21 protein-coding genes are annotated in these 21450 nt (G+C 39.6%); 10 read left to right on the top strand and 11 right to left on the bottom strand.

The features are described 5' to 3' along the window. Positions 1-11 precede the first annotated feature (11 nt). On the top strand, positions 12-362 hold the full coding sequence (locus tag SHI21_RS13330; protein ID WP_323577101.1) for a YkvA family protein: 351 nt from the start codon (positions 12-14) through the stop codon (positions 360-362). Here the strand turns inward: SHI21_RS13330 and SHI21_RS13325 are convergent. Next, a complete protein-coding gene (locus SHI21_RS13325; protein ID WP_323577100.1) occupies positions 359-3214 on the bottom strand; it encodes a hypothetical protein in 2856 nt (951 codons plus the stop codon). The two genes, SHI21_RS13330 and SHI21_RS13325, sit on opposite strands and share 4 nt — an antisense overlap. A gap of 112 nt (positions 3215-3326) precedes the next feature. Between SHI21_RS13325 and pal the strand changes: the two genes are divergently transcribed. The 6 genes from pal to SHI21_RS13295 are packed head-to-tail and all read left to right on the top strand — an operon-like array spanning position 3327 to position 8328. After that, positions 3327-3851: a peptidoglycan-associated lipoprotein Pal gene (pal, locus tag SHI21_RS13320; RefSeq protein ID WP_323577099.1), complete on the top strand. Its 525-nt coding sequence runs from the start codon at positions 3327-3329 to the stop codon at positions 3849-3851. A 16-nt stretch (positions 3852-3867) separates the two neighbouring features. Further along, positions 3868-4170, top strand: a complete 303-nt coding sequence (locus SHI21_RS13315) for a DUF4398 domain-containing protein (protein ID WP_323577097.1) — start codon at positions 3868-3870, stop codon at positions 4168-4170. Positions 4171-4215: 45 nt separating this feature from the next. After that, positions 4216-5028: a tetratricopeptide repeat protein gene (locus SHI21_RS13310; RefSeq protein WP_323577095.1), complete on the top strand. Its 813-nt coding sequence runs from the start codon at positions 4216-4218 to the stop codon at positions 5026-5028. 25 nt (positions 5029-5053) lie between these two features. Next, positions 5054-6643 carry a multiheme c-type cytochrome gene (locus SHI21_RS13305; protein WP_323577093.1) on the top strand — a complete coding sequence of 530 codons (1590 nt, stop codon included), beginning with the start codon at positions 5054-5056 and terminating at the stop codon, positions 6641-6643. A 9-nt stretch (positions 6644-6652) separates the two neighbouring features. Continuing rightward, the gene (locus tag SHI21_RS13300; RefSeq protein WP_323577092.1) at positions 6653-7096 is read left to right on the top strand and encodes a hypothetical protein; all 444 of its coding nucleotides are present in this window, start codon (positions 6653-6655) and stop codon (positions 7094-7096) included. Between the two features lie 5 nt (positions 7097-7101). Further along, positions 7102-8328, top strand: a complete 1227-nt coding sequence (locus SHI21_RS13295; RefSeq protein WP_323577091.1) for a serine hydrolase domain-containing protein — start codon at positions 7102-7104, stop codon at positions 8326-8328. On the opposite strand, the gene SHI21_RS13290 is transcribed toward SHI21_RS13295, so the two are convergent. Genes SHI21_RS13290 through SHI21_RS13265 form a run of 6 tightly spaced genes read right to left on the bottom strand, consistent with a single transcriptional unit; the run spans position 8314 to position 14425 of the window. Beyond that, a complete protein-coding gene (locus SHI21_RS13290) occupies positions 8314-8751 on the bottom strand; it encodes a hypothetical protein (protein WP_323577090.1) in 438 nt (145 codons plus the stop codon). The genes SHI21_RS13295 and SHI21_RS13290 overlap by 15 nt on opposite strands. Next, positions 8748-9989, bottom strand: a complete 1242-nt coding sequence (locus tag SHI21_RS13285) for a class I adenylate-forming enzyme family protein (RefSeq protein ID WP_323577089.1) — start codon at positions 9987-9989, stop codon at positions 8748-8750. The genes SHI21_RS13290 and SHI21_RS13285 overlap by 4 nt, the downstream gene beginning before the upstream one ends. Then, the gene (locus tag SHI21_RS13280; RefSeq protein WP_323577088.1) at positions 9990-11180 is read right to left on the bottom strand and encodes an NAD(P)/FAD-dependent oxidoreductase; all 1191 of its coding nucleotides are present in this window, start codon (positions 11178-11180) and stop codon (positions 9990-9992) included. After that, positions 11167-12732, bottom strand: a complete 1566-nt coding sequence (locus SHI21_RS13275; protein ID WP_323577086.1) for an HAL/PAL/TAL family ammonia-lyase — start codon at positions 12730-12732, stop codon at positions 11167-11169. The genes SHI21_RS13280 and SHI21_RS13275 overlap by 14 nt, the downstream gene beginning before the upstream one ends. Next, complete coding sequence (locus SHI21_RS13270) at positions 12732-13286, bottom strand: hypothetical protein (RefSeq protein WP_323577085.1); 555 nt, start codon at positions 13284-13286, stop codon at positions 12732-12734. The genes SHI21_RS13275 and SHI21_RS13270 overlap by 1 nt, the downstream gene beginning before the upstream one ends. Continuing rightward, positions 13283-14425: a beta-ketoacyl synthase N-terminal-like domain-containing protein gene (locus SHI21_RS13265; RefSeq protein ID WP_323577084.1), complete on the bottom strand. Its 1143-nt coding sequence runs from the start codon at positions 14423-14425 to the stop codon at positions 13283-13285. Before SHI21_RS13265 ends, SHI21_RS13270 begins: the two co-directional genes overlap by 4 nt. Positions 14426-14452: 27 nt before the next feature. Here SHI21_RS13265 and SHI21_RS13260 point away from each other — a divergent pair, with 27 nt between their 5' ends. Further along, positions 14453-14821 carry an ApeI family dehydratase gene (locus SHI21_RS13260; RefSeq protein WP_323577082.1) on the top strand — a complete coding sequence of 123 codons (369 nt, stop codon included), beginning with the start codon at positions 14453-14455 and terminating at the stop codon, positions 14819-14821. Here the strand turns inward: SHI21_RS13260 and SHI21_RS13255 are convergent. The 4 genes from SHI21_RS13255 to SHI21_RS13240 are packed head-to-tail and all read right to left on the bottom strand — an operon-like array spanning position 14814 to position 18570. Then, positions 14814-15059 carry an acyl carrier protein gene (locus SHI21_RS13255; protein WP_323577081.1) on the bottom strand — a complete coding sequence of 82 codons (246 nt, stop codon included), beginning with the start codon at positions 15057-15059 and terminating at the stop codon, positions 14814-14816. The two genes, SHI21_RS13260 and SHI21_RS13255, sit on opposite strands and share 8 nt — an antisense overlap. A gap of 7 nt (positions 15060-15066) precedes the next feature. Next, positions 15067-16323, bottom strand: coding sequence for a beta-ketoacyl-[acyl-carrier-protein] synthase family protein (locus SHI21_RS13250; RefSeq protein ID WP_323577079.1), 1257 nt, complete (start codon positions 16321-16323; stop codon positions 15067-15069). A 22-nt stretch (positions 16324-16345) separates the two neighbouring features. Next, positions 16346-17827, bottom strand: a complete 1482-nt coding sequence (locus SHI21_RS13245) for a phytoene desaturase family protein (protein ID WP_323577078.1) — start codon at positions 17825-17827, stop codon at positions 16346-16348. After that, positions 17824-18570, bottom strand: a complete 747-nt coding sequence (locus SHI21_RS13240) for an SDR family oxidoreductase (RefSeq protein WP_323577077.1) — start codon at positions 18568-18570, stop codon at positions 17824-17826. Before SHI21_RS13240 ends, SHI21_RS13245 begins: the two co-directional genes overlap by 4 nt. 31 nt (positions 18571-18601) lie before the next feature. Between SHI21_RS13240 and SHI21_RS13235 the strand changes: the two genes are divergently transcribed. Then, the gene (locus SHI21_RS13235) at positions 18602-19357 is read left to right on the top strand and encodes a 1-acyl-sn-glycerol-3-phosphate acyltransferase (protein WP_323577075.1); all 756 of its coding nucleotides are present in this window, start codon (positions 18602-18604) and stop codon (positions 19355-19357) included. Further along, the gene (locus SHI21_RS13230; RefSeq protein ID WP_323577074.1) at positions 19354-21387 is read left to right on the top strand and encodes an LpxL/LpxP family acyltransferase; all 2034 of its coding nucleotides are present in this window, start codon (positions 19354-19356) and stop codon (positions 21385-21387) included. The genes SHI21_RS13235 and SHI21_RS13230 overlap by 4 nt, the downstream gene beginning before the upstream one ends. Positions 21388-21450: the final 63 nt, after the last annotated feature.

The following is a 21450-nucleotide window of genomic DNA, read 5'->3' as shown; positions in this document are numbered from 1 at the left end:
ATATAGCGCTCATGAAAAACTTCTTTGTAAAACTTAAAAACTTTTTAACAGAAACAGCTAATGATGAGCGCATTCCATCAAGAGACAAGAAGGTCCTTGTCGCTATGGTTGCCCTACTCATTTCCCCAATCGATATCATCCCAGACTGGATTCCAGTTATTGGGTTACTCGATGACCTGATTATTCTTGCTTTAATTATGGATTATTTCTTTGAGGTCTTAGACCAGACGATTCTGCTTTCGCACTATCCGTGGGGGATGAAAAGTTTCGCCCGCATTAGAAGAATTGCGGGCGTACTGTCTTTTTTCGTTCCGAATATTATCAAAGATAATCTTTGGAAGTATACGAGAGATCCATTCTAGAAAACGTTTGCTTTAATATTCACTTCAAACTGATTCACACTTCCGTTGCCTGTTGGGCGCTTGATTGTCGAGAAGATGAATTCGATATCTGTTGGTACGTAGTAGAAAAGATTTGTCTTTAATACCGGGCCTACGAAGAACGAGTGAACGGTTTTGTTGTCATATCTTTTTCCTCCAAGCCAGATGCGGTCTGCACTCATTAACTCGCGGCCTAATAATAAGTGGGCCTCTTTTAAGAAGAATGGGGCGAATCCACTACCGCGGTAAATGTACCAGAAGTTCCAATCAATATAAGCTCTGAAAGTGAATATCTCATTTCCATAAGCGTTGCTGTATGGGATTCCGTAGAATTCGTGCCAGCGTGTATTAGAGATGTCTGAACTTCCACCACCGTATAAAACTCCGCCTGCAAAACCTGATTTCACAAGTTTTCCGTACGAAGATTTGATTCCTCCTACTAAACGTTCATGGAATCTTCCTTCTGCTGCAATTCTTGTTTGAGTATTAAGGAAACTGTCTCCTACGTCCGGATTGTCTTGTTGAAACTTTGTTTGCAGAGTTAAGCTTTGGAAAAAGTCATCGAAGCTTTCAGCACCATAAGTAACAACTGTACTTACTCCGACAGTATCGACTGTTCTATTAGAGATGAAGTCGTTGGTTTTTGTTGTTCCCAGGTAAACACCTGGCATAACAGTCCAGCGCTTTAGTAAAAATGCATATTGAGTTCCAATAGAGGCTTCGGTCTTTTCGCTGATCTTTTCATTGAAGTCTGTTTTTGAGTATTCTTTATTAAAAAATGCATTCGCTGTCCACAGATCACTCACGCTTGAAAACTTATGAAGAAAATCTAAATTACCACCAACTTTGCTTTCACTTGGATAAATTAATGCTGTCGCATTTAAAACATTCAAATTCATTGGATCTGAAAACGTTGTCATCGCTCCGAAGCTTGAAATATTTTCATTTGATCCTGTTGCAAAGAACCAGTAGTGAGGCAGCATATGACGAAATTGTGGAAAATTTTCAGCATCCGTATTCGCTAAAGTATCTGGTGCCACAACATCTTGAAAGTTAGCAGTAATTATATTGCTGGTTACCGGCTTCCCCACATTCCTTTTTAAGTAGGCCATGATTTCAGGAAGACCCATCTCTTTTGTTTTCAAACGAGTGTCTAAAACCAAAATTCTATCAGTCGTGATTTCCGAAAAAGTCACTCGATCCATCACACCTTTAGCGATATCACTCGTTGTCATCTTCTTCATGTCTTCGCTGATTTCGATAAGCTTTAATTCTTTAAGATCTCTTACCACAACGAAATTTTCATTGATGGCCGGGAAATCAAAATAGTTTTTTGATTCATAGATCTTATAGAAATTCTCTAGCGTCAGATCACTTACATAAAGTGCATTCCCCAGGTCTCCTCTATTGAGTTTGATATAAATCTTCTGACCTTCTTTTTTAAAGTAAGTCAGGTTCACATCAAAACCAAAGTAACGAACAACTTCTGAATCACTTACAGACTTTGCGCCCATATCGATTCTTTGTTTTTCAATAATCCATTTGTTGTTAATGAAACTTGCAGTCAGGTAGCGGTTGTTTCCAAGACCGATGACATATGAAGGGTCATTCTTAAATGGCAGTGTCGCTTCGATTAAAAGAGTTTCTGTATTGATTAATTTCCACACGCGGTTTTGAGTTCTGTAGCGTGGGTCTTCATTGAAAGAGACGATCAGGAATTTCCCTTGGTCCGTTTGTTCAATATCAGCGTTGGGAACAGTTGTGATTCCTGAGATATCAGCAATGGGATACTGATACTTGGCAATCATCATATTAACGTTTTCTTTTAAGTCATAACTAACGAGAGCTTCGCTTAGTCTTTCTTTTTCTACTTTAAAAAGTGTATTTCCATCTAAGTAAATTCCTTTTTGAAGATCATCACTCCCAAAAGCATTGCTGATCTTGTCTCCCCACGCTTCACTCTCCGCCGTTTCTACCGGCTGATCCTTAATGAAGTTTTCGCGGAATTCAGTAAACATGGCCTGAGCATTGTTCCCAGTACAAAGTTTGAAAGATTGATTTAAGAAGAACGGAACATTTCCAGCGTTATCATGCACTAAGCATTTAACAGCACCTGGTTTTTTATTTTCAACATATTCAATGAAATGAGATCCGGCCCAGTAAGCAAGTTGTCCACCAGGATAAACTCCAGGCTCATCAAGACAGTCGATTGTCTCGCAGTACTCTTTACGTAAAAATTGGATGAGTAACTCTTTTCTGAATAATGGATTGTTAAGACGTCCACCATCTATAAGATGTGATTCACTCCAAACAGCAATCCCTTCAGTGAACCAGCGTGGTGTAATGCCGGCCGGGATTTTGGCGATTGATCCGAAAATCTGGCGGCCCACTTCGAGATAGCCTCTTGTTTGATCTAGATGAGTGATGTGAGTGAACTCGTGAAACACTAATCCTCTTAACCAGTCTTGCATGATAATGAGGTGATCGCTGTTGCTTGCAGGGAAATTATAAAGATTGATGGTATTAGTCGGGAAAGGTGTCGCGTTACCATTTGTCAGACGCAAGTAAGGATCAACGTTAAAATGAACTGTATTTCTAGGAACATACTTGAAGTAGTTGATTACTTTGATCAAGTCTTGCTCGACGATCTTCTTCACTTTCATTGCGACATCTAGATCTCTATCGTCAAAATGAATCTCTGTTTGTAGCGTCCCAAAATCGGTAGGCAAATTCACTTTTATGGTTTTCAGATTAACGCTTTTTGCAAATCCCATTGGAGAAAAGAGCGCACAACAAAAGACGAACGTAACGACAGAAACGCGAAACCCGACCATTTTTTTCTTCCTTTCATACAGTAAAGTAGGCATAATCATAGCTGTCTTTAGAACCATTTGGAAATCTTTTGAATTAATCTTGTGCGTTTTTCAACTATAAAGGAGCTTATTCATGAAACTTAGATCGGTACTTATTTTAACTATCCTTGCTGCGACTTTAACGCTTACTTCTTGTGCTAGTAACAAGAAAAAAACTGATGGCGGAGACAACGTTAATGTTGACTCAACTACTTTGGATAATGGAAATAATGCTGGTGGTGTAGCGCTAGAACTTAACGGTGACTCTGATTCAAACCGTGCTGGTGCATTACAAACTGTTTATTTCGATTACAGCTCAGCTGCTATCACTGGATCAACTCGTGATACACTTAATGCTAACGCAGAATTCTTAAAGAAGAATGCATCTGTAAAAGTTCAAGTAGAAGGTCACTGTGATGAGCGCGGAAGTGTTCAATTCAACCTTGCACTTGGAGAAAAAAGAGCGAAATCTGTAAAAGATTATTTACTAACTCAAGGTATCGCTTCTAGCAGACTTTCGATCATTTCTCTTGGTAAAGAAAAACCAGTATCTTTCGGACACGATGAAGAGTCTTGGTCAAAAAACCGTAGAGGTAACTTCGTAGTAACTGAAAAATAGTTAGCGAAAGGCAGTTTTGAAAAATAAAATTTTTCTTATTTTCATAGTTCTATTTGTTTCAGCGTGTGGTTTAACGACCACACGCCCGAAACTTGAAATGTCCATGGCACAGACGGCCTTCATGGCCGCAAAAGAAGCTCAAGCAGATATCAAAGCTCCAGGGCTTTACCGAAAGGCCGAGTATTATTATCTAAAGGCCAAATCCTCATACAAACGTAAGTACTTCAATAAAGCTCAACAATACGCACTTCTATCCAAAAAATACTCTGAAAGAGCGGAATATGTTGCAATCAGAAAGAAGACGTTAGAAAATTTATAAGTAATATTTTTTAAATTCTTTATGACTCATTGGACGAGGTATTTCATGAAACGTTCTCAAATCTTTATTTGTGCTCTTCTTTTAGTAACTTTTGCTGGTTGTAAAACTCAGGAAGACATTCGTCGCGAACAAACTGTTCAAAACTTAAATTCAGAAATTCAAGAAACAAAAAAGACCGCAGCTTCTGGTAACTCACGCTTTCAGTCAATTGAAGAGCAAATGCAAAGGCTGACAGGTCAAGTTGAAGAGTCTAATCACAACCGTGCTCAGACATTAAAAGAAAACCAACAACTCTCAGAGCGCATCAATGCTCTGGAAGAAGCTAATAAAAAATCAGTTGAATACTTAAAAGCGTTAACTGAAAAAGTTAACAACCAAAGTGGTTACATCGAAGAAGTTATCGCCTCTCTTGCAAAACTTTCTGAGAAACCAGCTCCGTCTAGTTCAAAAAAAAAAGCAGTAAATCCAGATAGTGTTGAACTAGATGCTGATGATGCTCCTGCGACTTTTGATGGTGGACTAAAGGCCTATAAGGCAAAAGACTTAGAAAGCGCTAAAGCTATTTTTAAAGAAGTCGCAGATAACAAAAAAGCTAGTAAGAAGAACCGTGAAGGTGCGACTCACTATCTTGGAATGATCGAGCTTAAAGCTAAAAACTATGACGCTGCAAAAGTGCACTTCTCTAAAGTGTTCAGCGACAATCCAAATTCATCTTTTGCTCCAGCTGCCCTACTTAACCTTGGTAAGACATTCACGGCCACTAAATCGAAAGAAGAGGCCAACATGACTTACGATGAATTGATTTCTCGCTTTCCAAAAAGCAAAGAAGCAACTGAAGCTGCCAAACTAAGAAAGTAAAAGATTTACTTCAAAGAGATTCATTATGAAAAAACTTATTCTTCCCCTGTTGTTGACTCTTGCCTCTTGCTCAAACTTTATCGATCAGATCGATAAAACGAGTGTTCCCAAGGCCGCACAGGAGAAGAAGTTTTCATTACTTTTTTCTCACAATATCAGTGGTGAAACTCATCCATGTGGTTGCAGGAACTTTCCTTTAGGTGGGCTTCCGCAAGTGGCAGGTCTTTTTGCAAAAATTTCAAACGACAGTGAACTTTTATATGTTGATACGGGAGATACTTTTTTTCCGTCATCAGTTGTTCCTGTTTCAATGAAAGACTCATTAACTTTTGCAGCTAATAACCTGGCGATTGGTTTAGATCAGGTTGGACTTAAGTACTTCGTTCCTGGAGACCAGGACTTTGCCATGGGTGTGCAGTTTCTTCAGGGTGTAGCGAACTCTAGAAAGTTTGAATTCTTAATTGGGAACTTAAGTGATGAGAATCTTCTTAAGCACAAAAAGTTTGCCATCATTGATAGAAACAAGACAAAAATCTTTCTTGTGGGTTTAGTTGATCCTGAAGCCTTCAATGGCCCGGCAGCTCATTACTTTACGAAACCAGCAGACGCTCTTCCTGGAATTATTGAAGAGATCACAAAAGCTGGTTACGACAAAAAGAACGACTACCACCGCTTAGTTATTTTATCTCACGCTGGAATTGATCCGGATGAGCAACTGGCAAAACAATTTCCTTTTATTGACTGGATTATCGGTGCTCACTCACAAAGCTTCCTTCGTTACTCAAAAGACGAAGGGAATGTAAAAATGGTTCAGACACTTTCTAAAAATCATTACATCGGTGATATCAAGATTGATTTAAACTCTAAGAAACAAACTGATACTTATGAGCTGCACGAAGTTCGCGATGAACTGGAAAGAAATATCGAGCCGAATCCGCTGAGAGCTTTCATTGACGACCATAAAGCAAAGATGAATGACTTGCAGATTAAAGAGCAAGCTAAAATGGGAATGAGTGAAACTCTTCACGAATCAGTTAATGCCAACGTAACGAAGTTTAAGACCGCTGCAAGCTATTTAGAGTCTCATAAAAAACAAGCTGAGTTCTGGCAAGGTACTCCTCACGCCATTGCTTACACGACTCTAATAAAAGTTAATGAGGCCAATAATCTTTCATGTATCGGATGCCACTCTCTTGGACTCAATGACCCTCGTGGATACACAACTCAAAAGAACATGGTGACTTTCAAAGGCAAACCGATGAAAGGATACTGGGATGAAGTCAAAAAAATCAGTGCTCATGTTGAATCAGTAAGAAAAGCAAGTCCTGCTGACGTTAAGAAAGTTTCTGTGCAATGGTTTGCTCTGGATAAAAAAGCAGGAGTTAAAAGTAACTTCGCCAACGTTCAGTGTTTAAGCTGTCACGCTGTGGAAGAGCTCTCTCCTACTAAAGACACGAAGAAGCTTGCGCAAAAAGACATCGAATTTAATATCAAAAATAAGTGCCTAGGCTGTCACACTCAAGATCAATCTCCAGAGTGGTATGACAGTGGAATAAAAGTGAATGAGAAATTTAACGAGAACTATAAGAAAATGAGTTGTCCTAGAATCAATTAAGGAGTCGTCATGAAAAAGCTGTTTTCTCTATCACTTGCCCTATTACTTTCTGCATCGTGCTCAAGCGTGGTCGTTCCGCTTCAAACGAAAGAATTTTCTGTTCCAAATGTTGCGAAAATGAACGTGCTTTTTTTCAAAACTAAATCTAAAGGGTTTGATTTAGCTCTTAATGGTAACAGCGCGACTGGAAAGTCTGTTGTTATTAGAAAAGACGAAATCACATGCGGAAGAGGAGAAACTGTTGGTGTTGTCAGAGGAATCGGTAAAGTAAGCGACCAATACATCATGTTGCCTGCTGAGTCTTTCAAAGAATTCCACGTTTACTGCGGTAACAAAGAAATTCTTGCTGCGACAGGTGATTATTTTGTAAAAATTAAGAACGTTTATGACTCTAACAACGCAGGTCAGCCTGATAAAGTTATTGCTTCGGATGTGAAGTTAGTTCTAAAATAGTCCCCATGTTTAAAAAGATTTTTCTATTAGCAACAATTTGCTTTTCTGTTATTTCATGTTCAAGTTCACCAGGAGTTTTTACCGCTGAAGAGTCGGCAAAACTCCTGGCCAACAACGGCGATATCAAAACAGTCATTGATAACCTGGCCCAAGATCAACTCATTACCCATCACGCTAAAGGAATCGTCATTGCTGTCGTCACTCCTGAAGGTGAAAGTTATTACTCGTATGGGTATAAGGACGTTGAAAAAAACGAGCCGATGACTCCCGATACTTTGTTTCAGATTGGGTCAGTAACAAAAATCTTTACCAGCTCTCTCATGGTGAGACTTGATCAACAAAAAGTTTTTTCGATCAAAGATCCTATTAAAAAACTATTCCCTGATAAATTTCATCCGGTCACTAAAAACCTGGGTGATTTAACGTTTGAATCCCTTTCTGGCCACTCTTCTGGACTTCCGGGAGAACACCAGTCATTTACGATGATTGGAAACACGCTGAGCTTTTTATGGACAGGCGAAAATATCTGGAAGACCTTCGATGAAAAAGACATGTGGGACTTCTTTAATGAATTTGATTTCGGAACCATTCATAGCGGACGTTACCGCTACTCTAATGTTGGTTATATTCTCCTGGGGAATCTTCTTAACTATGCTGTTCCCGGAAAAGATTACGAAGCCTTATTGGAAAAAGAAATCCTTTCTCCTATGCACTTAAAAGACACAAAGTTTGACTTAACTCCTGAACAAATTTCCCGCGTGGCCTCAGGTTACAGTGGGGATGCTCCGCCATTTATGAGAGCAGGCCGTTACATGGAGCCTTGGGTAATTAAAAGAGGACTGCGCGCAGCTGGAAGTCTTTACTCTACTGCTCCTGACTTAATTAACTTTTTAAAAATGAATATGGGGATCAGCAAAGAACCAGTTCAGATGAATTTTGATGTGGCCCATGCCAGACGAACTAAAACTCCAGAAGGAAGTGTTGGTCTTGGATGGTTTATTGAAACACTTACGAAATCAAGACGTGAAGTGATTTACGCCAATGGAATCATCAGTGGCTACACAAGCTTTATGGGCTTTGATAACAACTCTAAAGTGGGAGTTGTGGTTTTAGAAAATACCATGAACATGAAAAATGATATTGGAAAACAACTTCTGGATAGAATTGTTTACAACTACAATCGTGGTCTTGATTTTAAGCTTAAAGGTATTACTTCATCAGTTAGAGAATAATTTTAGCTGAGCTTCGCAATAGATCACTCCACTCACCTTTGATTGAACTTTTCCTTCAATATAAGTAATGGGGCCGATGGATCTAGTGGCGTTCGTCGTGATCAAAAGCTCTTCTGCCTCTTGCGGTAGAGTGTCACCAAACTTCACATTATTAAAGCCTACTAAAAAAGCATTAGTCACAGATCCTTGTGCCAGACCTTGTTTTACTTTTAGTGCATTGGAAAAACCAAATCCCTGTGCCATCCATTCAATGAACGATGACTGTCTGACTTGTTCTTCTCCAAAATAATATTTATTTTTATCAACAATTACCAGGCATGTTCCACCTGTTTCATTTGCTTCAACAACGTAGTCAATCCAAACCATATGGCCTTGGTGTGGTAAAAAACCTGCCAGGTCTTGAGTGGAAGTCATTGTGTTCATCCTAACCTCTCCATCATGAGTTCTGAGCATTTCCTGCGGTCGAATTTAGCGTTAGCATTCACGGGGATTGCCTCTACACCAAGAAAGTATTCAATCTTAAAATTGCGCTTAAAAACGTCGCTTACTTTGTAGTGAATATCTTTATCCAGGTTTTGTGCCCCTTCAAAAACAATTCCTAACTCTTCGCCGAGTCTATGGTCTTTAACTGGTATTGCGACACAGTTGATTTGAAAAGTTCTTTTGATTTCTGATTCGATTTCTTCCAGGGAGAATTTCTCTCCACCGCGGTTAAGAATCAGGTCTGATCTTTTCTTAAAGTGATAGTGACCTTTTGAATCTAAGGCCAGCGTATCAGACAATAAGTATTGTCCTGCTGGAAACGTGATCGTTTTATTTTGAATAATCGCCAGACAAACATTGTCTCCACGATACACAAAACCTTCTGGAGTCTCTAGAAGCTTTCCATTGGGTAAAACAAATCCTAAGTCGCCATCTTCTTCCGGACGAAGTCCTGGAGTTAAATGAGTGACACCTGGGCTTGCTTCTGAACAACCGTAACCAACACTTGGGTTAGTAATACGAAGTTCACTTTGCATTTTGTCCCAAAGTGAGACTTCCACTTTTGCTCCACCGGCAATCGAGGCCTTACTTGGTTTTAAAGAAATTCTATTATTAGTAGTGTATGTAATCGCATCTAAAAAGTGTGTCGGTGTTCCCAGAGTTAAAAGATTCGCACCTTGTGTCTCTACGGCCTGAACCCATTTTTCATGATGAGCGCTTGAGTAGCTCCCATCTTCATAGATTAGCTTCCAGTCGAATCTGGCCGCAGCGATATACCCTAGTGACAAACCAAAAATATGATAGGGCTGAGGGTAAGAAAATACATTTGTGATGTTGAGATCTTTAAAGAAAGAAAAAATTCCATCGCAAGCTGACTCTAAGTTTTTCTTAGAATATAAAATCAACTTTGCACCGGCATCCGTCGTTCCTGAACTAAAAAGACCGAAGCTTGGGTTTTCCGGATAGTTTACGTTCGATTGATTGATGAGACTCGAGCGATCTGAAAGCTCTCCTCTAAATTCAATCATCCCATCCGGTAAAAAAGAAAAATAGTCTTCCAGAGCTTCAATACGAGGCGGGCACAAAATAAGTAAATTATCGGGCGAGTTCAGAGTGCTTTGAATTAAATCAAAGATCTCCTTTCCGTGGTGGCCTCGCCAGATAATTATTTTTTTCATTTATAGAATACCAAATCTCATAAGCGAGTTTGAGTCACGCCACATTCCACCTGATACTGCTGCAATCATGGCACCCATTGAGTGCTCCTTGCCTTCGATATTTCTAATTTTATTAATGAAGTCTCCTTCATAAAAAATCTGCAGAAGGTTATGGAATCTTCCAACACCCATTTTCATCAGCTCTTCATAATTATGAACGTTGGCCGGATCATCAAGGCCGATTTCACCGTTTCTTAAAGCGAAGTCGATATTTGTTGAAAGGTATTTTGCTGACATCAATGAAACGTGAACTCCAGAGCTGAATACTGGATCAAGGAAGCTCATGGCATCCCCAACTGTTCCCCATCTGTTGCCGACAAATTTTTCGTTAGCGTATGAGAAGTTTGATTGAATCATGAAAGGTGACGTGCGTTTCGCATTTTTCATAATCTGGTGGAAAAATGGATTGTCAGCTACACGTTGGTCGAAAAACTCTTCACTTTGTTGCATTTCAACTACAAATTCCTGAGTTGATACGATTCCCACTGAAGTCGTGTTTCCTTTAAATGGAATAGTCCAAGACCATGCTTTATTTTTTAAGATACCAACACAGATATCCCCTTCACTTTTTAAGTAACTGCGGTCAACGCCTTCAAAGTGAGCGAAAACGGCAAAGTTATTTATATAGAATGGGTTTTTAACTTTCTTTTGGAATGGGCTCGTTACAATCGAAGCTCTTCCACTTCCATCAACGATATACTTCGAGTGATAAATCCCTTTGTTGGTTTTTACCATGACGCCTGTATCGCTGAATTCAGCGTTGACGAATTCTTCCGGTTGTCTGACTTCTACACCTTTTTTCTGAGCGTACTCAAGAAGGTCTTTATCAAATTCAGAGCGGATCACTTCATAAGCATGAGGGAATTCTGCTTTTCCACCATTGGCGAAATCGAAGTAGATATTGTCGTTTGTTACTGAATCAAAAAAGTAGGCGCCATTTTTTTGAATATACTTTCCTGACGAAAGCACATCATAAAAACCAGTTTCCTTCATAACTTCCATAGAAAATGGAAGAAGAGATTCACCAATTTTAAAACGTGGGAAAACTTCTTTTTCAATCAATAATACTTTATGCCCTTTTAAAGCAAGATAAGTTGCAGTCGTGCATCCACCTGGGCCACCACCAACAACAATTACATCATACGAAGACATGTCCTCTCTCCTTTGCTTCAACAAGCAATCTGTCTCTTAATTTCATAATGCCAATATCTAATCTCATATCTTTTTCAACAAACGGGATTTGTGAGCGAACAAGGTCGTAGTATCTTTTTGAGACTTCACCTTGAAGCTTTATTTTTCTCAGGTCTACGGCCTGAGCAAGACAACATAAGTAACAAGCAAAAACTGTCACTAATACTTCTAACTGCTCGCTGCTTTGAACTGCGGCCGTCATACCAAGAGAAACCTTATCCTGGTTATGTGACTCTGAAGAGCGGCTGAAAATTGTATTGGGGATACACTTTGCCATGATGTCAGAGGTGATCGCTGAAACGTTTTGATGAACGCCTTTTAGTCCGTGAGACAGGTGGCGTTTTTCGATATCAATTCCTTCCCAGTTCGCAAGGTTGGGAGTTAACCCACGATTGGTTTTTTCACTGATTAAAAGAGTTAATTGTCTGTCCATTAGGTCAGCAATATTTCCCATACAGATTTTTAGATAATCCATTGAGTGAGCAAGGTAGCCACCGTAAAAGTTTCCACCGTTAGCAAGTCGGTCTTCCTGATCAAAAAGAGGATTGTCTGAAACGCCGTTGATTTCCATTTCAATCCACTGCTCAATCATGCTTAGAGTATCAGACACCGGGCCTAAAACTTGTGGAGCACATCTTAGTGAGTATGGATCTTGAACCAAGTGAGTTGTAAGACCATCTTCAGCGTTTTTGTTGATCGCGTGGTAGCTTACACCTGTATAATTTTCTTTCGTTAGAATTTCAGTGATTTTTTCAGCAGCAAAACTTTGTCCTGCGAACTTTTTAGCTTCGTTGTTAACAAGTGTTCCGAAGGCCTCAACTCTTCCATGGATTGTTAAACATAACCATCCCGAGCAAAGCATCGCTAGTTCGTTTAGATAAGTTCCCAGCTGGAAGTTGTGAAAGCTTAGTGCCGTCATACTTGTCGTACCATTAACCATGGCCAGACCTTCTTTCGGTAGCAGCTTATGAGGTGTGTACACTCCACTGGCCACTAAAGTTTCAAGGTCACATTCTTCATTTTTATAATAAACTCTTCCCTGGCCACGAACATTGTTGGCAATGTACGCTAGTGGGATTAAATCTCCACTTGCTCCTAAAGATCCTTCTCTTGGAATCACTGGGAAGATTTTTTTATTGTAGAGCTCTTTCATTTTGTTAAGCAGTTCAATTGAAACTCCAGAATACCCACGTGAAAGTGAGATGATTCTAAAAAGTAGCATTGAAGCACCAACGTCTTTAGATAAATTCTTTCCTGTTCCCATCATCAGATAAGACACAAGGTTGTCTTGCAGGATTTCCGAGTCTTCATTTCGAACAGAGCGGTGGCAGCTGTCACCGAAACCAGTCGTCACTCCATAGATCGGAATTTCTTTAGCGAAATGGCGCTTAAAGTTTTCGTGAGACTTATTCACTCTCTCGATAAGTTCTTGATCGAAATCAATTTCTTCTTCATGGTGCATTTTGAGCACGTCTGCAAAGCTAATATGTTTTGCGCCGATTACGTATTTCATTAATTCATCTTCCTTAAGCTCATCAGCTTCGACCTAAAAGTGAAATCACTTTCGATTTGGTCGGCACTTGTAAAAGTGTACTGAGAGTTCTTACAATTTTTTCCAACCAGGTAAAAGTCACACTGATGGATATTATTTAATTTATTTAAACTGATCACTAACGTTTTTTGATCCTGATGAACCAGCCTAGCTTCATTTAAAAATGAAACAAGAGAATGAGTTCCCTGTGAAAGACAAAATAGCGGTCCTTCCCATTTAGTCAGAACTGAAAACACGATTGATCGCACGTTTGGTAGTGTGTGAACAAAATTTGATGGTGAGATCTTTACATCATTCACGAACAGGCGATCGGTATGAAGAGATCCTTGAGTAGAAACAACAACCAACTGATCAAAACCTTCCCCGAAGAAATCCATATTCTTTGAAACAGCTTCTGCTAAAACAAAAGAGGCCTCATCCAGCTGACTCCAGCGCTTAATTTGTTCTGCCCATATTGGTGTAATGGTTTTATCTAAGGTGATATCATTAAACTGGTAAGAAATATTTAAACTCATACACCGTGCCTTTTAACAATTAAGGCACCGTTCGTTCCACCAAAACCTAGCGATGTAATCAAAGCTGATTCAAGTTTGGCGGGTTGAGATTTATCACTCATATAATTCTGCGCCAGGCACTGAGTGTTCACCACACCAGCTTTGGCATTCAAAGAAAAAACTCTTTGATGACGAAGACTCATCATCGCTGCAATGAGATCCACTGATCCACTAGCACCAAGAGTGTGTCCTACGGACCACTTTGTACCAGTGATATAAAAAGGACGATCAAATAACTTTTGAGTTTTTGATAAAACCAGATCTTCAATCTGATCATTTAATTGGGTAGCTGTTCCATGAGCGATAGCAAAGTCAGGAGAAGGATTTTCAATTCTTAAACGTTTGATACACTCAAGGAGTCCACGACCTTCAGGAGAAGCTCCTGTCACGGTATGGGCCTCATTAAAAATCTGGCAATCTAGTAACTCAAACTCTGATTCTTTATTTGATAAAAGAATCGCGGTCATCGCCTCACCTAAAACTAATCCATCACGTTCGTCTTGAAAGGGTCTGGCCATTTCTCCACTAAGTGCTTTCAGAGTTTGAAAACCACTGTGAATGAAAGGTCCGATTAAATCACCGGCAATAATTAAAACTTTATCGCAGGCCCCAGCTTCAATCCACTTCTGCGCAAGTGCTATCGAAGCGTGCGAAGAAGCACATGAGTTGCTGACCACTTGTTTAAGTGTCCATGTGAATGCTGGTAATTTTTTTATTGTTTCAACAAGCACGATATTAAGAGGGTCAATATCATTTGAAAGGTTTTCTTCCCAGACGAAATCTTCAATCGCACCCTTAGTGCTAGAAAAGATAATTCCCATTTTAGAATTTGGGTTCACATCGTTTAATGTCTTTAGCGCACTCTTACTTAAAAAAGTAGAAAGTGTCTCAGTTGCATTCGTTAAATGATTTTTAATCGTACATGAAATGGGCGAATGATTTTGATCACTCCAGAATTTCTGAAAACGATCTGGCCAGGCGTCTACGTTTGTACGATTGACTCCAGAAATATTCTGATCAAGCGCGCTCCAGAATAATTCTGGATTAGCACCCGTGCTCGTCACACAGTCGAAGGCCTCAATGTAGATTCGGCTTTTCATAATATTAAAAACTCATTACCATTTCTCATGATCAATCCAGAAAACATTTTCACATTTAATGCTGACCAATCATTTGCTCTTAATGCCGACAATGAAGTTCACATCAATTGGAACGTGCCAAAAGATCTGCCTTATTTTGAAGGTCATTTTCCAGGCAATCCAGTCCTTCCGGCGGTCGCTCTGCTCGACTTAAGTTTAGTTATTGCAAATCGAATAGATTCTAAAGTAAAAAGCATGTTTCTGACTATCAAATCATCTAAATTTTCTGAAGTTATAAGGCCGGAAGATATGCTTTCTGTCAGAGTGAAACGCGACTCTGCAAATCAATCCTGGTCGATGGATTTTACCAATCAAAATGATGTCATTGTGAGTAAGTTAGTTTTTCAGATTACTTAGAGATAGCTTCTTCAACTAAATTATAAATATCATTTAGTTTACGGACTTCTTTGAATTTTTCGATGTCATATTTTGTTCCTAGACGATCTTCCAGGTGAACCAACATATCAACAGCATCCAAGCTATCTAGCTTTAAATTTTCGCCAATAAGAGCGTCTGGAGTTAAGTCTTCTGCCTTTAGTTCGAAGTTCTCAATTAGAGTTTTATTAACAATATCTACGATCTCTTGACGCTGCATGGTGCTCCTAAAGCAAGTTCTTCAAAATTAGTGAGGTGTTCATTCCCCCAAAAGCAAAGTTGTTCGAAAGCGCGTATTGAATCGCAGCTTTCTTATTTTCAGTAAGAATGTCGACCTTGTTAAATCCTTCCGGAACTTCAGTCACATTTCTATTACCGATGACTTTTTTATTTTTCATCATCTCAATGATAGCAATAATTTCTATAACACCACAAGCAGCTAAACTGTGCCCGAAGTGACCTTTTAAGCTACTTACTGGGATTTTTTGCTCAGGAAATACTGACATGATCCCTTTTACTTCCTGTTCATCGCCAACTTGTGTTCCTGTTGCATGAGCGTTGACGTAGTCAATTTGGGAAGCAGAAAGGCCGGCATCTTTTAATGCTTGATTCATTGTCACGGCCATTTGATCGGCCTGTGGCTGACTCATGTGAATTCCGTCACAGAAATAAGCTCCACCAGAAATTTCAGCGTACACTTTTGCTTTTCTTTTCTTAGCATGACTTTCAGATTCTAAAATAATCACTCCCGCTCCCTCTGAAACAACCAGACCATCGCGATTAGCAGCGAACGGCCCCGGGATCATTTGAGGATTGTGATTATAATTTTTTGCACTCGCTTTAACGGTGTCAAATACTGCAACCGATGTGTAGTGAAGTTCATCAGCACCACCAACGATGGCCACATCAAAAACTCCAGCACGAATAAGTTGCATTGCTAAAATCGCGGCCTGTGAAGATGTACTGCACGCCGATGAAGGAGAAATTAAAGGGCCTGAGTAATCAAGTGCTAAAGCAACGTTGGCCGCCACACTGTGATTCATCACTTTAAAAAACGAAGTCGACATCTGACCTTTCGGCCCGCCGTTTTCAAACATTTTTTTAAAATAACTTTCTAAAAAAACCGGTGACCCTGAAGTGCTTCCTAAAATAAGTCCGACTTTCATTGGATCAGGACGGAAAAATGGATTGTTAATATCCGGGTCTCTGCCAACAGTTAATTGTGCATCTTTAAGCGCATCAACGGCCGCAATGTAGCCCATTTCAGACATTGGAGACATAGATCTTCTGCACTGTCTTGGCAGCGCTGAAACATCGTAGGCGTGAGCTGGAGCACTGACATGAGTTTCCAGGCCTACGTACTGTTCCCATTCAGGTTCAGAACGAAAAGCGCAGACACCTTTTTCAAGATTTTCGAACATAAGTTCAGGAGAATTCCCCAATGAACTAATGATTCCCATTCCTGTTATGACTACTTTTTCCATTTTCTACTCTTTATTACAATTCTCATTCCAATTCTTTTAGTATCTCTTTAATTCCGGTAAAAAAATTGCTCGTCCTAAGACCAGAAATTGTTGCTCCCAACAAACCAGGAAATAAAGTGTTTTGTCCGGTCAAATATAAATTAGAAAAATGCGTGCGTGGACCTAGGGCCCGGGCGCCGGTAACTTTCCCGTCATGATACAGGCCATACGCCGATCCGTTTGGGGATGGGTTGTAGCGAATATTCGTTAAATTTGAACTATAACATTTATCAACAATTGCTTCGGAAAATCCATCAAATAAGTGATCAATTTTGCGAAAAAGTGATGCGAATACTTTTTCTTTTTGCTCAAGGTATTCTAAATCCATGTTTTTTTTCTTACCGGGCTTCCACGAGGCAAAATGCAACGCTGGACACGAAGCATGAACAGAAAGTGGAAATTCACCACTACCTGCGTAATTTCTCATTGGGCTGGCAAAAAAACCAAATTGATTATCAAATTTTAAGTCATCTGATCGGAAATGATCTTGGGCATCTTTTGGCATGAAATAATAATTTGAACGCGGATTAATCCCGATATTATTTTTGAGTACTAAATAAGCACCGATAAAAGGAGTCGATTCAGGGGCGATCATCAAACGATTTCTAAAAGCTGGGCGAAGATTTTCCGCACCAATCATTTCAAAAACAATCTTCGGATGAATCCCTGCTACGTACTCATCAGCAACAAACTCTGCTCCATTTTCACAAATAACTTTTGTCACCACTTCGTCTGCAACCTGGATTTCAGAAACTTTGTGATTAAGTAAAACTTCTCCTCCAAGCTCTTTAATTTTTGCTACAAAACGATCGGCCAGCACTTCCCCACCTGAACTAAATCCGTGAGAAGAAATCATGATGGAATCGATTAAAATGGCGTGAATCCCCAATGAAACATCTTGTGGAGCGACTCCGTGTAAAATGCAGGGAGCTTGCAGAACTTCTCTCAATCTTCCATTAATTCCGAATAAATCGAAACCTTGAGCAAGAGAAAGTTCCAGGTATTTCATAACGACAGATTGGTCGTAATTAGTTTTAAAATAATAAGTCGGAAAGGCCTCGGCTGCACTTTTGATCATCTCAAAGTACTTCACAATTTTTTCTTTTTCCGACGGAAATTCATTAATTAATTTTTTAATATTTTCTTCGTAACCGATACCGTAGCTGAATTTCCATCCATCAAATTGGTATTGATCAAGATTGTTTTGATCGAGTTCGATATAGTCTTCTTTATGAAAAACACCTAGGTAATTTAGGATTTTTTGGAAAGGTAATCCTTCGCCAAGAGCGCCCATATAATGGCCTCCGGTTTCGAAATTAAATCCAAATCTTTTGAAGCAATGTAGGTATCCGCCCGCGCGGTAATGCTGCTCAAGAATGCGGACATTGAAACCCGCTTTCAAAAGTAAGATTCCCATGGTCAGTGAACTAATCCCTGATCCCATTATGAGGACATTTTTTTTCATGACGAGAACAATCCGCCGTTCACACTGATGGTTTGTCCGGTCACATATGAAGCATCTGGTGAAAGTAAGAATGAAACCACAGCGGCCACTTCTTCAGCTTTCCCGAAGCGTTTCATGGGAATATTGTTTTTAATATTTTCTAGAAACGGTACGACTTCCGTCATTTTCGTTTCAATTACACCAGGAGCAACTGCATTAACTCTGATTCCTTTTCTTCCCACTTCTTGAGCGAGAGATTTTGTCATCGCAATCACGGCTGCCTTACTTGCTGCGTAATTAAATTGCCCTGCATTTCCAGTCTGCCCAGAGATTGAAGACATGTTGACGATGGCACCTGATTTTTTCATCAGCATTTTTTTCACTGCCCAACGCATAAGATAAAAGGCCCCGTAGACATTGGTCTCGATGACATCAGTGAATTCTTCATCACTCATCAAACCAACAAGTGTGTCTTTGGTAATTCCAGCATTGTTGACTAATCCATAGAGAGAAAGCTCGGGATGTTTCGTGAAAAAATCAAATAATTTTTCTTCACCCGCCACTCTATCTCTTACATCAAATGACAGACAAGCTGCTGCTCCACCTGACTCAGTGATCTCACTCAACAGAGAGTTCGCTGCTTCTACACTTGAATTGAAATGGATAAGAACGAAATAGCCGTCCTTAGCGAGTCTCAAAGAAATCGCACGGCCAATACCTGTGGCCCCACCTGTAACAATGACAACATTATTTTTTGATGACATAATTCCGTCTACACAAAAGAGTTAATCGTAAATGAAAAATAGTAGCAAATTCATAAAGCAATTGTCATTAGTATACTTTGCCGTCATCGGCTGGTTTTTATTCTTGTCAATTATCCCTGCCTTGATGCTTTTTGCAGCAATTTCACTGCTATTTCCCATTGCCATGAGCGCTTATTATTTTGTGTTACTTTATGCGGCCAAATTTTATATTTTTCTGAGCCCACTGAAGTTTTCACTAAAACAAATTGATCCCATTTCTGATCTTTCTCACGATGGTTTTATGGTGGTCGCAAATCACCGCTCACATCTTGATATGTTTATTATGCTCGCTAACGTCTACAAGCTTCGCGCTGTGGCCAATTCCAGAATTTTTAGAATTCCGGTACTTGGTCAGATGATGAAAATGTCCAAACACTTTCCGATGAAAAAAGGAGATGTTGAGGTTTATAAAAAAACACTAAAAGCAATTAAAGAAGCTTGCACCCTACTGCATGCCGTTTTATTTTTCCCCGAGATGACTCGTTGTGATCAAGGCGAAACAGGAATTCAAAAATTTAGATTGACTGCTTTCCAGATTGCACGCGAAAATAACATCCAAATTATCCCTGTTGTGATTTCTGGAACTGACTATGTCTGGCCTCGCGGTAAACGTGAAATGGATTTTAGACATAAGATCTCTATCGTTTCTCTTGAAGCTGTTTCACCAAATCAGTTCTCTTCGAGCGCAGAATTAAGTCAATACGTTCATGACATCATGGAAAAAAAATTACTGGAAATAAGTGCATGATCGTTAGGTGTTTAGTCTGTATCCCCACATATAATAACAGCGGAAGTATTGTTGCCGTTGTGAAAGAAACGCTTACGCTAAGTCACTTACCTGTGCTTGTAATTGATGATGGCTCTGATACGCCGGTGATTGATTTATTAAGACAAGACAGCTCTTTAATTCCTCACCTGGATTCACTTCACTTAACAGTTCACCGCTTCAGTGAAAATAAAGGAAAGGGCGCGGCCATCCAGCAAGCGTTCAAACTTGCTCTTGCCATGAACTTTACTCACATCATTACGATGGATGGAGATGCTCAACATAAGGCCTCTGACCTTCCCGTTCTCCTTGATGCAATCGTCACTTCACCTTGGGCGATGATTATTGGAAAAAGAAAACTCGATGGCGTCCACGTGCCTGGGTCTTCTAAATTCGGCAGAGCTTTTTCAAATTTCTGGGTCAAGTATCAAACTGATCAGACGATTGAAGACTCTCAAAGTGGATTTAGAGCTTATCCAATCTTTTATGTTCAACACTTAAAGTTTTATACAAAAAAATATGATTTCGAAATTGAAGTCCTGATTCGCTTGCTTTGGAATAAAGTTGAAGTCAAAGAAGTGGGAATTGATGTTTATTATCCGCCTCCTGAAGAGCGCGTTTCTCACTTTGATAAATTCCGCGACAATGTAAAGATCTCCCTACTCAATACAGTTCTCGTGATTGTATCGCTTTTAAAATCGAACATCTCTCGAGGAAAAATCATTGCTTCAATGTCTATTGGAGTCTTTATTGGTGTCATGCCCATTTATGGCTTCCAGGTTTTTGCAGCGGCATTAGTAAGCTTTTTATTCAGACTTAATTTCCCTTTGATGTTTTTAGCCGGGAATATCTCACTTCCTCCACTTATTCCCATCTGGACTTTCATTAGTCTGAAAATTGGAAGCAAGATCATTGAGACACCGATTATCTTCTCACTTGATGAACACATCGTTGAAAATGCTAAAAACTTCTTCGCTACTTTATTTGTCGGATCTATTATTTTAGGTTTGGCGCTGGCCGCGATTACTGGTCTCTTAACTTTTGTCGTCACGAAAAAAAGAGGCAGAAAAAAAGCATGGACGGGAAAAACTCGTGGAGGTCGTTTCGGAAACTTCTTCATGAGACAAATGACCACTCACTTTGGCCCAAAGACGGCCTACTTCTTTTTATATTTCATCTGCCCGTACTTTTACTTGTGTGCTCCAAAGGCAGTTATCTCTCACAATCAGTATTTTAAAATACTCTACCCGCACGTAGGTTTTTTCAAACGCCAGGTTCTGGTAATGAAAACATTCTTTAAGTTGGGGCAAGTTCTCATTGATAATATTTATACGGCCAACAAAGGTTACGCTCTTTTCACTTTGAATCGCACCGGTAGACACCATCTGGAACAAACACTGGTACACAAAAAAGGATTAATCCTGGTTGGTGCTCACGTTGGTGGATGGATTTTCTCAGCAAAAACTTTTGATATCGATACTTCTGAAAACCTGAAACTTCCTCCAATCAATGTTGTCGAATTCAACACTGGTGCAGGACAAAACTCTCAAAATAAAATTGAAAACTCGAAATTAAAGTTTATTCAAAACTCTGATATAGAAGCGATTTTCAAAATCAATCATGCCCTTTTCCAAAATGAAGCTGTCATCTTTATGGGTGATCGAGTTACTAATCACAATACAGAATTGATTCTCTTTTTTGGAAAACTTGCTGCTATCGACTCGACTCCATTTAAAATTGCCTTGGCAAAGAAGTCTCCTTTATCTTTTACATTAGGGTTTAAAGGAAAAAATCAATCTTATGATTTATTCATTACAGACCCCTTAATGCCGGAAGATTTTTTAGTGAAAGGCAAACAGATGGCCTTAATTGAGATGGCGACGAAGTACACTGAGACACTGGAGCATTTCTTAAAGATTTACCCGACTCAGTGGTTTAATTTCTTTCCATTCTGGTCTGCTCTTCCTTCAGAAGAGGCCCTCGCAAATTCCAAAAAATCCACCCACTATTAATCCCTATAACAGTGACCATAAGCCATGAAGGAATCTGACTAGGAATACTTCCTTTCATACGCA

Origin of the sequence: Bacteriovorax sp. PP10 (genome assembly GCF_035013165.1) — a bacterium.
In the GTDB taxonomy this organism is placed as follows: Bacteria; Bdellovibrionota; Bacteriovoracia; order Bacteriovoracales; family Bacteriovoracaceae; genus Bacteriovorax; species Bacteriovorax antarcticus.
The sequence above is the reverse complement of the archived record's forward strand: the minus strand, read 5'-3'. Positions and strand labels throughout refer to the sequence as shown.

Bases quoted from the DNA above. Each gene is read 5' to 3' on its own strand.
- pal (WP_323577099.1), top strand. From the start codon at position 3,327: ATGAAACTTAGATCGGTACTTATTTTAACTATCCTTGCTGCGACTTTA.
- SHI21_RS13245 (WP_323577078.1), bottom strand. From the start codon at position 17,827: ATGAAAAAAAATGTCCTCATAATGGGATCAGGGATTAGTTCACTGACC.
- SHI21_RS13235 (WP_323577075.1), top strand. From the start codon at position 18,602: ATGAAAAATAGTAGCAAATTCATAAAGCAATTGTCATTAGTATACTTT.
- SHI21_RS13255 (WP_323577081.1), bottom strand. From the start codon at position 15,059: ATGCAGCGTCAAGAGATCGTAGATATTGTTAATAAAACTCTAATTGAG.
- SHI21_RS13265 (WP_323577084.1), bottom strand. From the start codon at position 14,425: ATGAAAAGCCGAATCTACATTGAGGCCTTCGACTGTGTGACGAGCACG.
- SHI21_RS13310 (WP_323577095.1), top strand. From the start codon at position 4,216: ATGAAACGTTCTCAAATCTTTATTTGTGCTCTTCTTTTAGTAACTTTT.
- SHI21_RS13230 (WP_323577074.1), top strand. From the start codon at position 19,354: ATGATCGTTAGGTGTTTAGTCTGTATCCCCACATATAATAACAGCGGA.
- SHI21_RS13270 (WP_323577085.1), bottom strand. From the start codon at position 13,286: ATGAGTTTAAATATTTCTTACCAGTTTAATGATATCACCTTAGATAAA.
- SHI21_RS13250 (WP_323577079.1), bottom strand. From the start codon at position 16,323: ATGGAAAAAGTAGTCATAACAGGAATGGGAATCATTAGTTCATTGGGG.
- SHI21_RS13280 (WP_323577088.1), bottom strand. From the start codon at position 11,180: ATGTCTTCGTATGATGTAATTGTTGTTGGTGGTGGCCCAGGTGGATGC.
- SHI21_RS13295 (WP_323577091.1), top strand. From the start codon at position 7,102: ATGTTTAAAAAGATTTTTCTATTAGCAACAATTTGCTTTTCTGTTATT.
- SHI21_RS13285 (WP_323577089.1), bottom strand. From the start codon at position 9,989: ATGAAAAAAATAATTATCTGGCGAGGCCACCACGGAAAGGAGATCTTT.
- SHI21_RS13330 (WP_323577101.1), top strand. From the start codon at position 12: ATGAAAAACTTCTTTGTAAAACTTAAAAACTTTTTAACAGAAACAGCT.
- SHI21_RS13260 (WP_323577082.1), top strand. From the start codon at position 14,453: ATGATCAATCCAGAAAACATTTTCACATTTAATGCTGACCAATCATTT.
- SHI21_RS13300 (WP_323577092.1), top strand. From the start codon at position 6,653: ATGAAAAAGCTGTTTTCTCTATCACTTGCCCTATTACTTTCTGCATCG.
- SHI21_RS13290 (WP_323577090.1), bottom strand. From the start codon at position 8,751: ATGAACACAATGACTTCCACTCAAGACCTGGCAGGTTTTTTACCACAC.
- SHI21_RS13325 (WP_323577100.1), bottom strand. From the start codon at position 3,214: ATGGTCGGGTTTCGCGTTTCTGTCGTTACGTTCGTCTTTTGTTGTGCG.
- SHI21_RS13305 (WP_323577093.1), top strand. From the start codon at position 5,054: ATGAAAAAACTTATTCTTCCCCTGTTGTTGACTCTTGCCTCTTGCTCA.
- SHI21_RS13240 (WP_323577077.1), bottom strand. From the start codon at position 18,570: ATGTCATCAAAAAATAATGTTGTCATTGTTACAGGTGGGGCCACAGGT.
- SHI21_RS13275 (WP_323577086.1), bottom strand. From the start codon at position 12,732: ATGAAATACGTAATCGGCGCAAAACATATTAGCTTTGCAGACGTGCTC.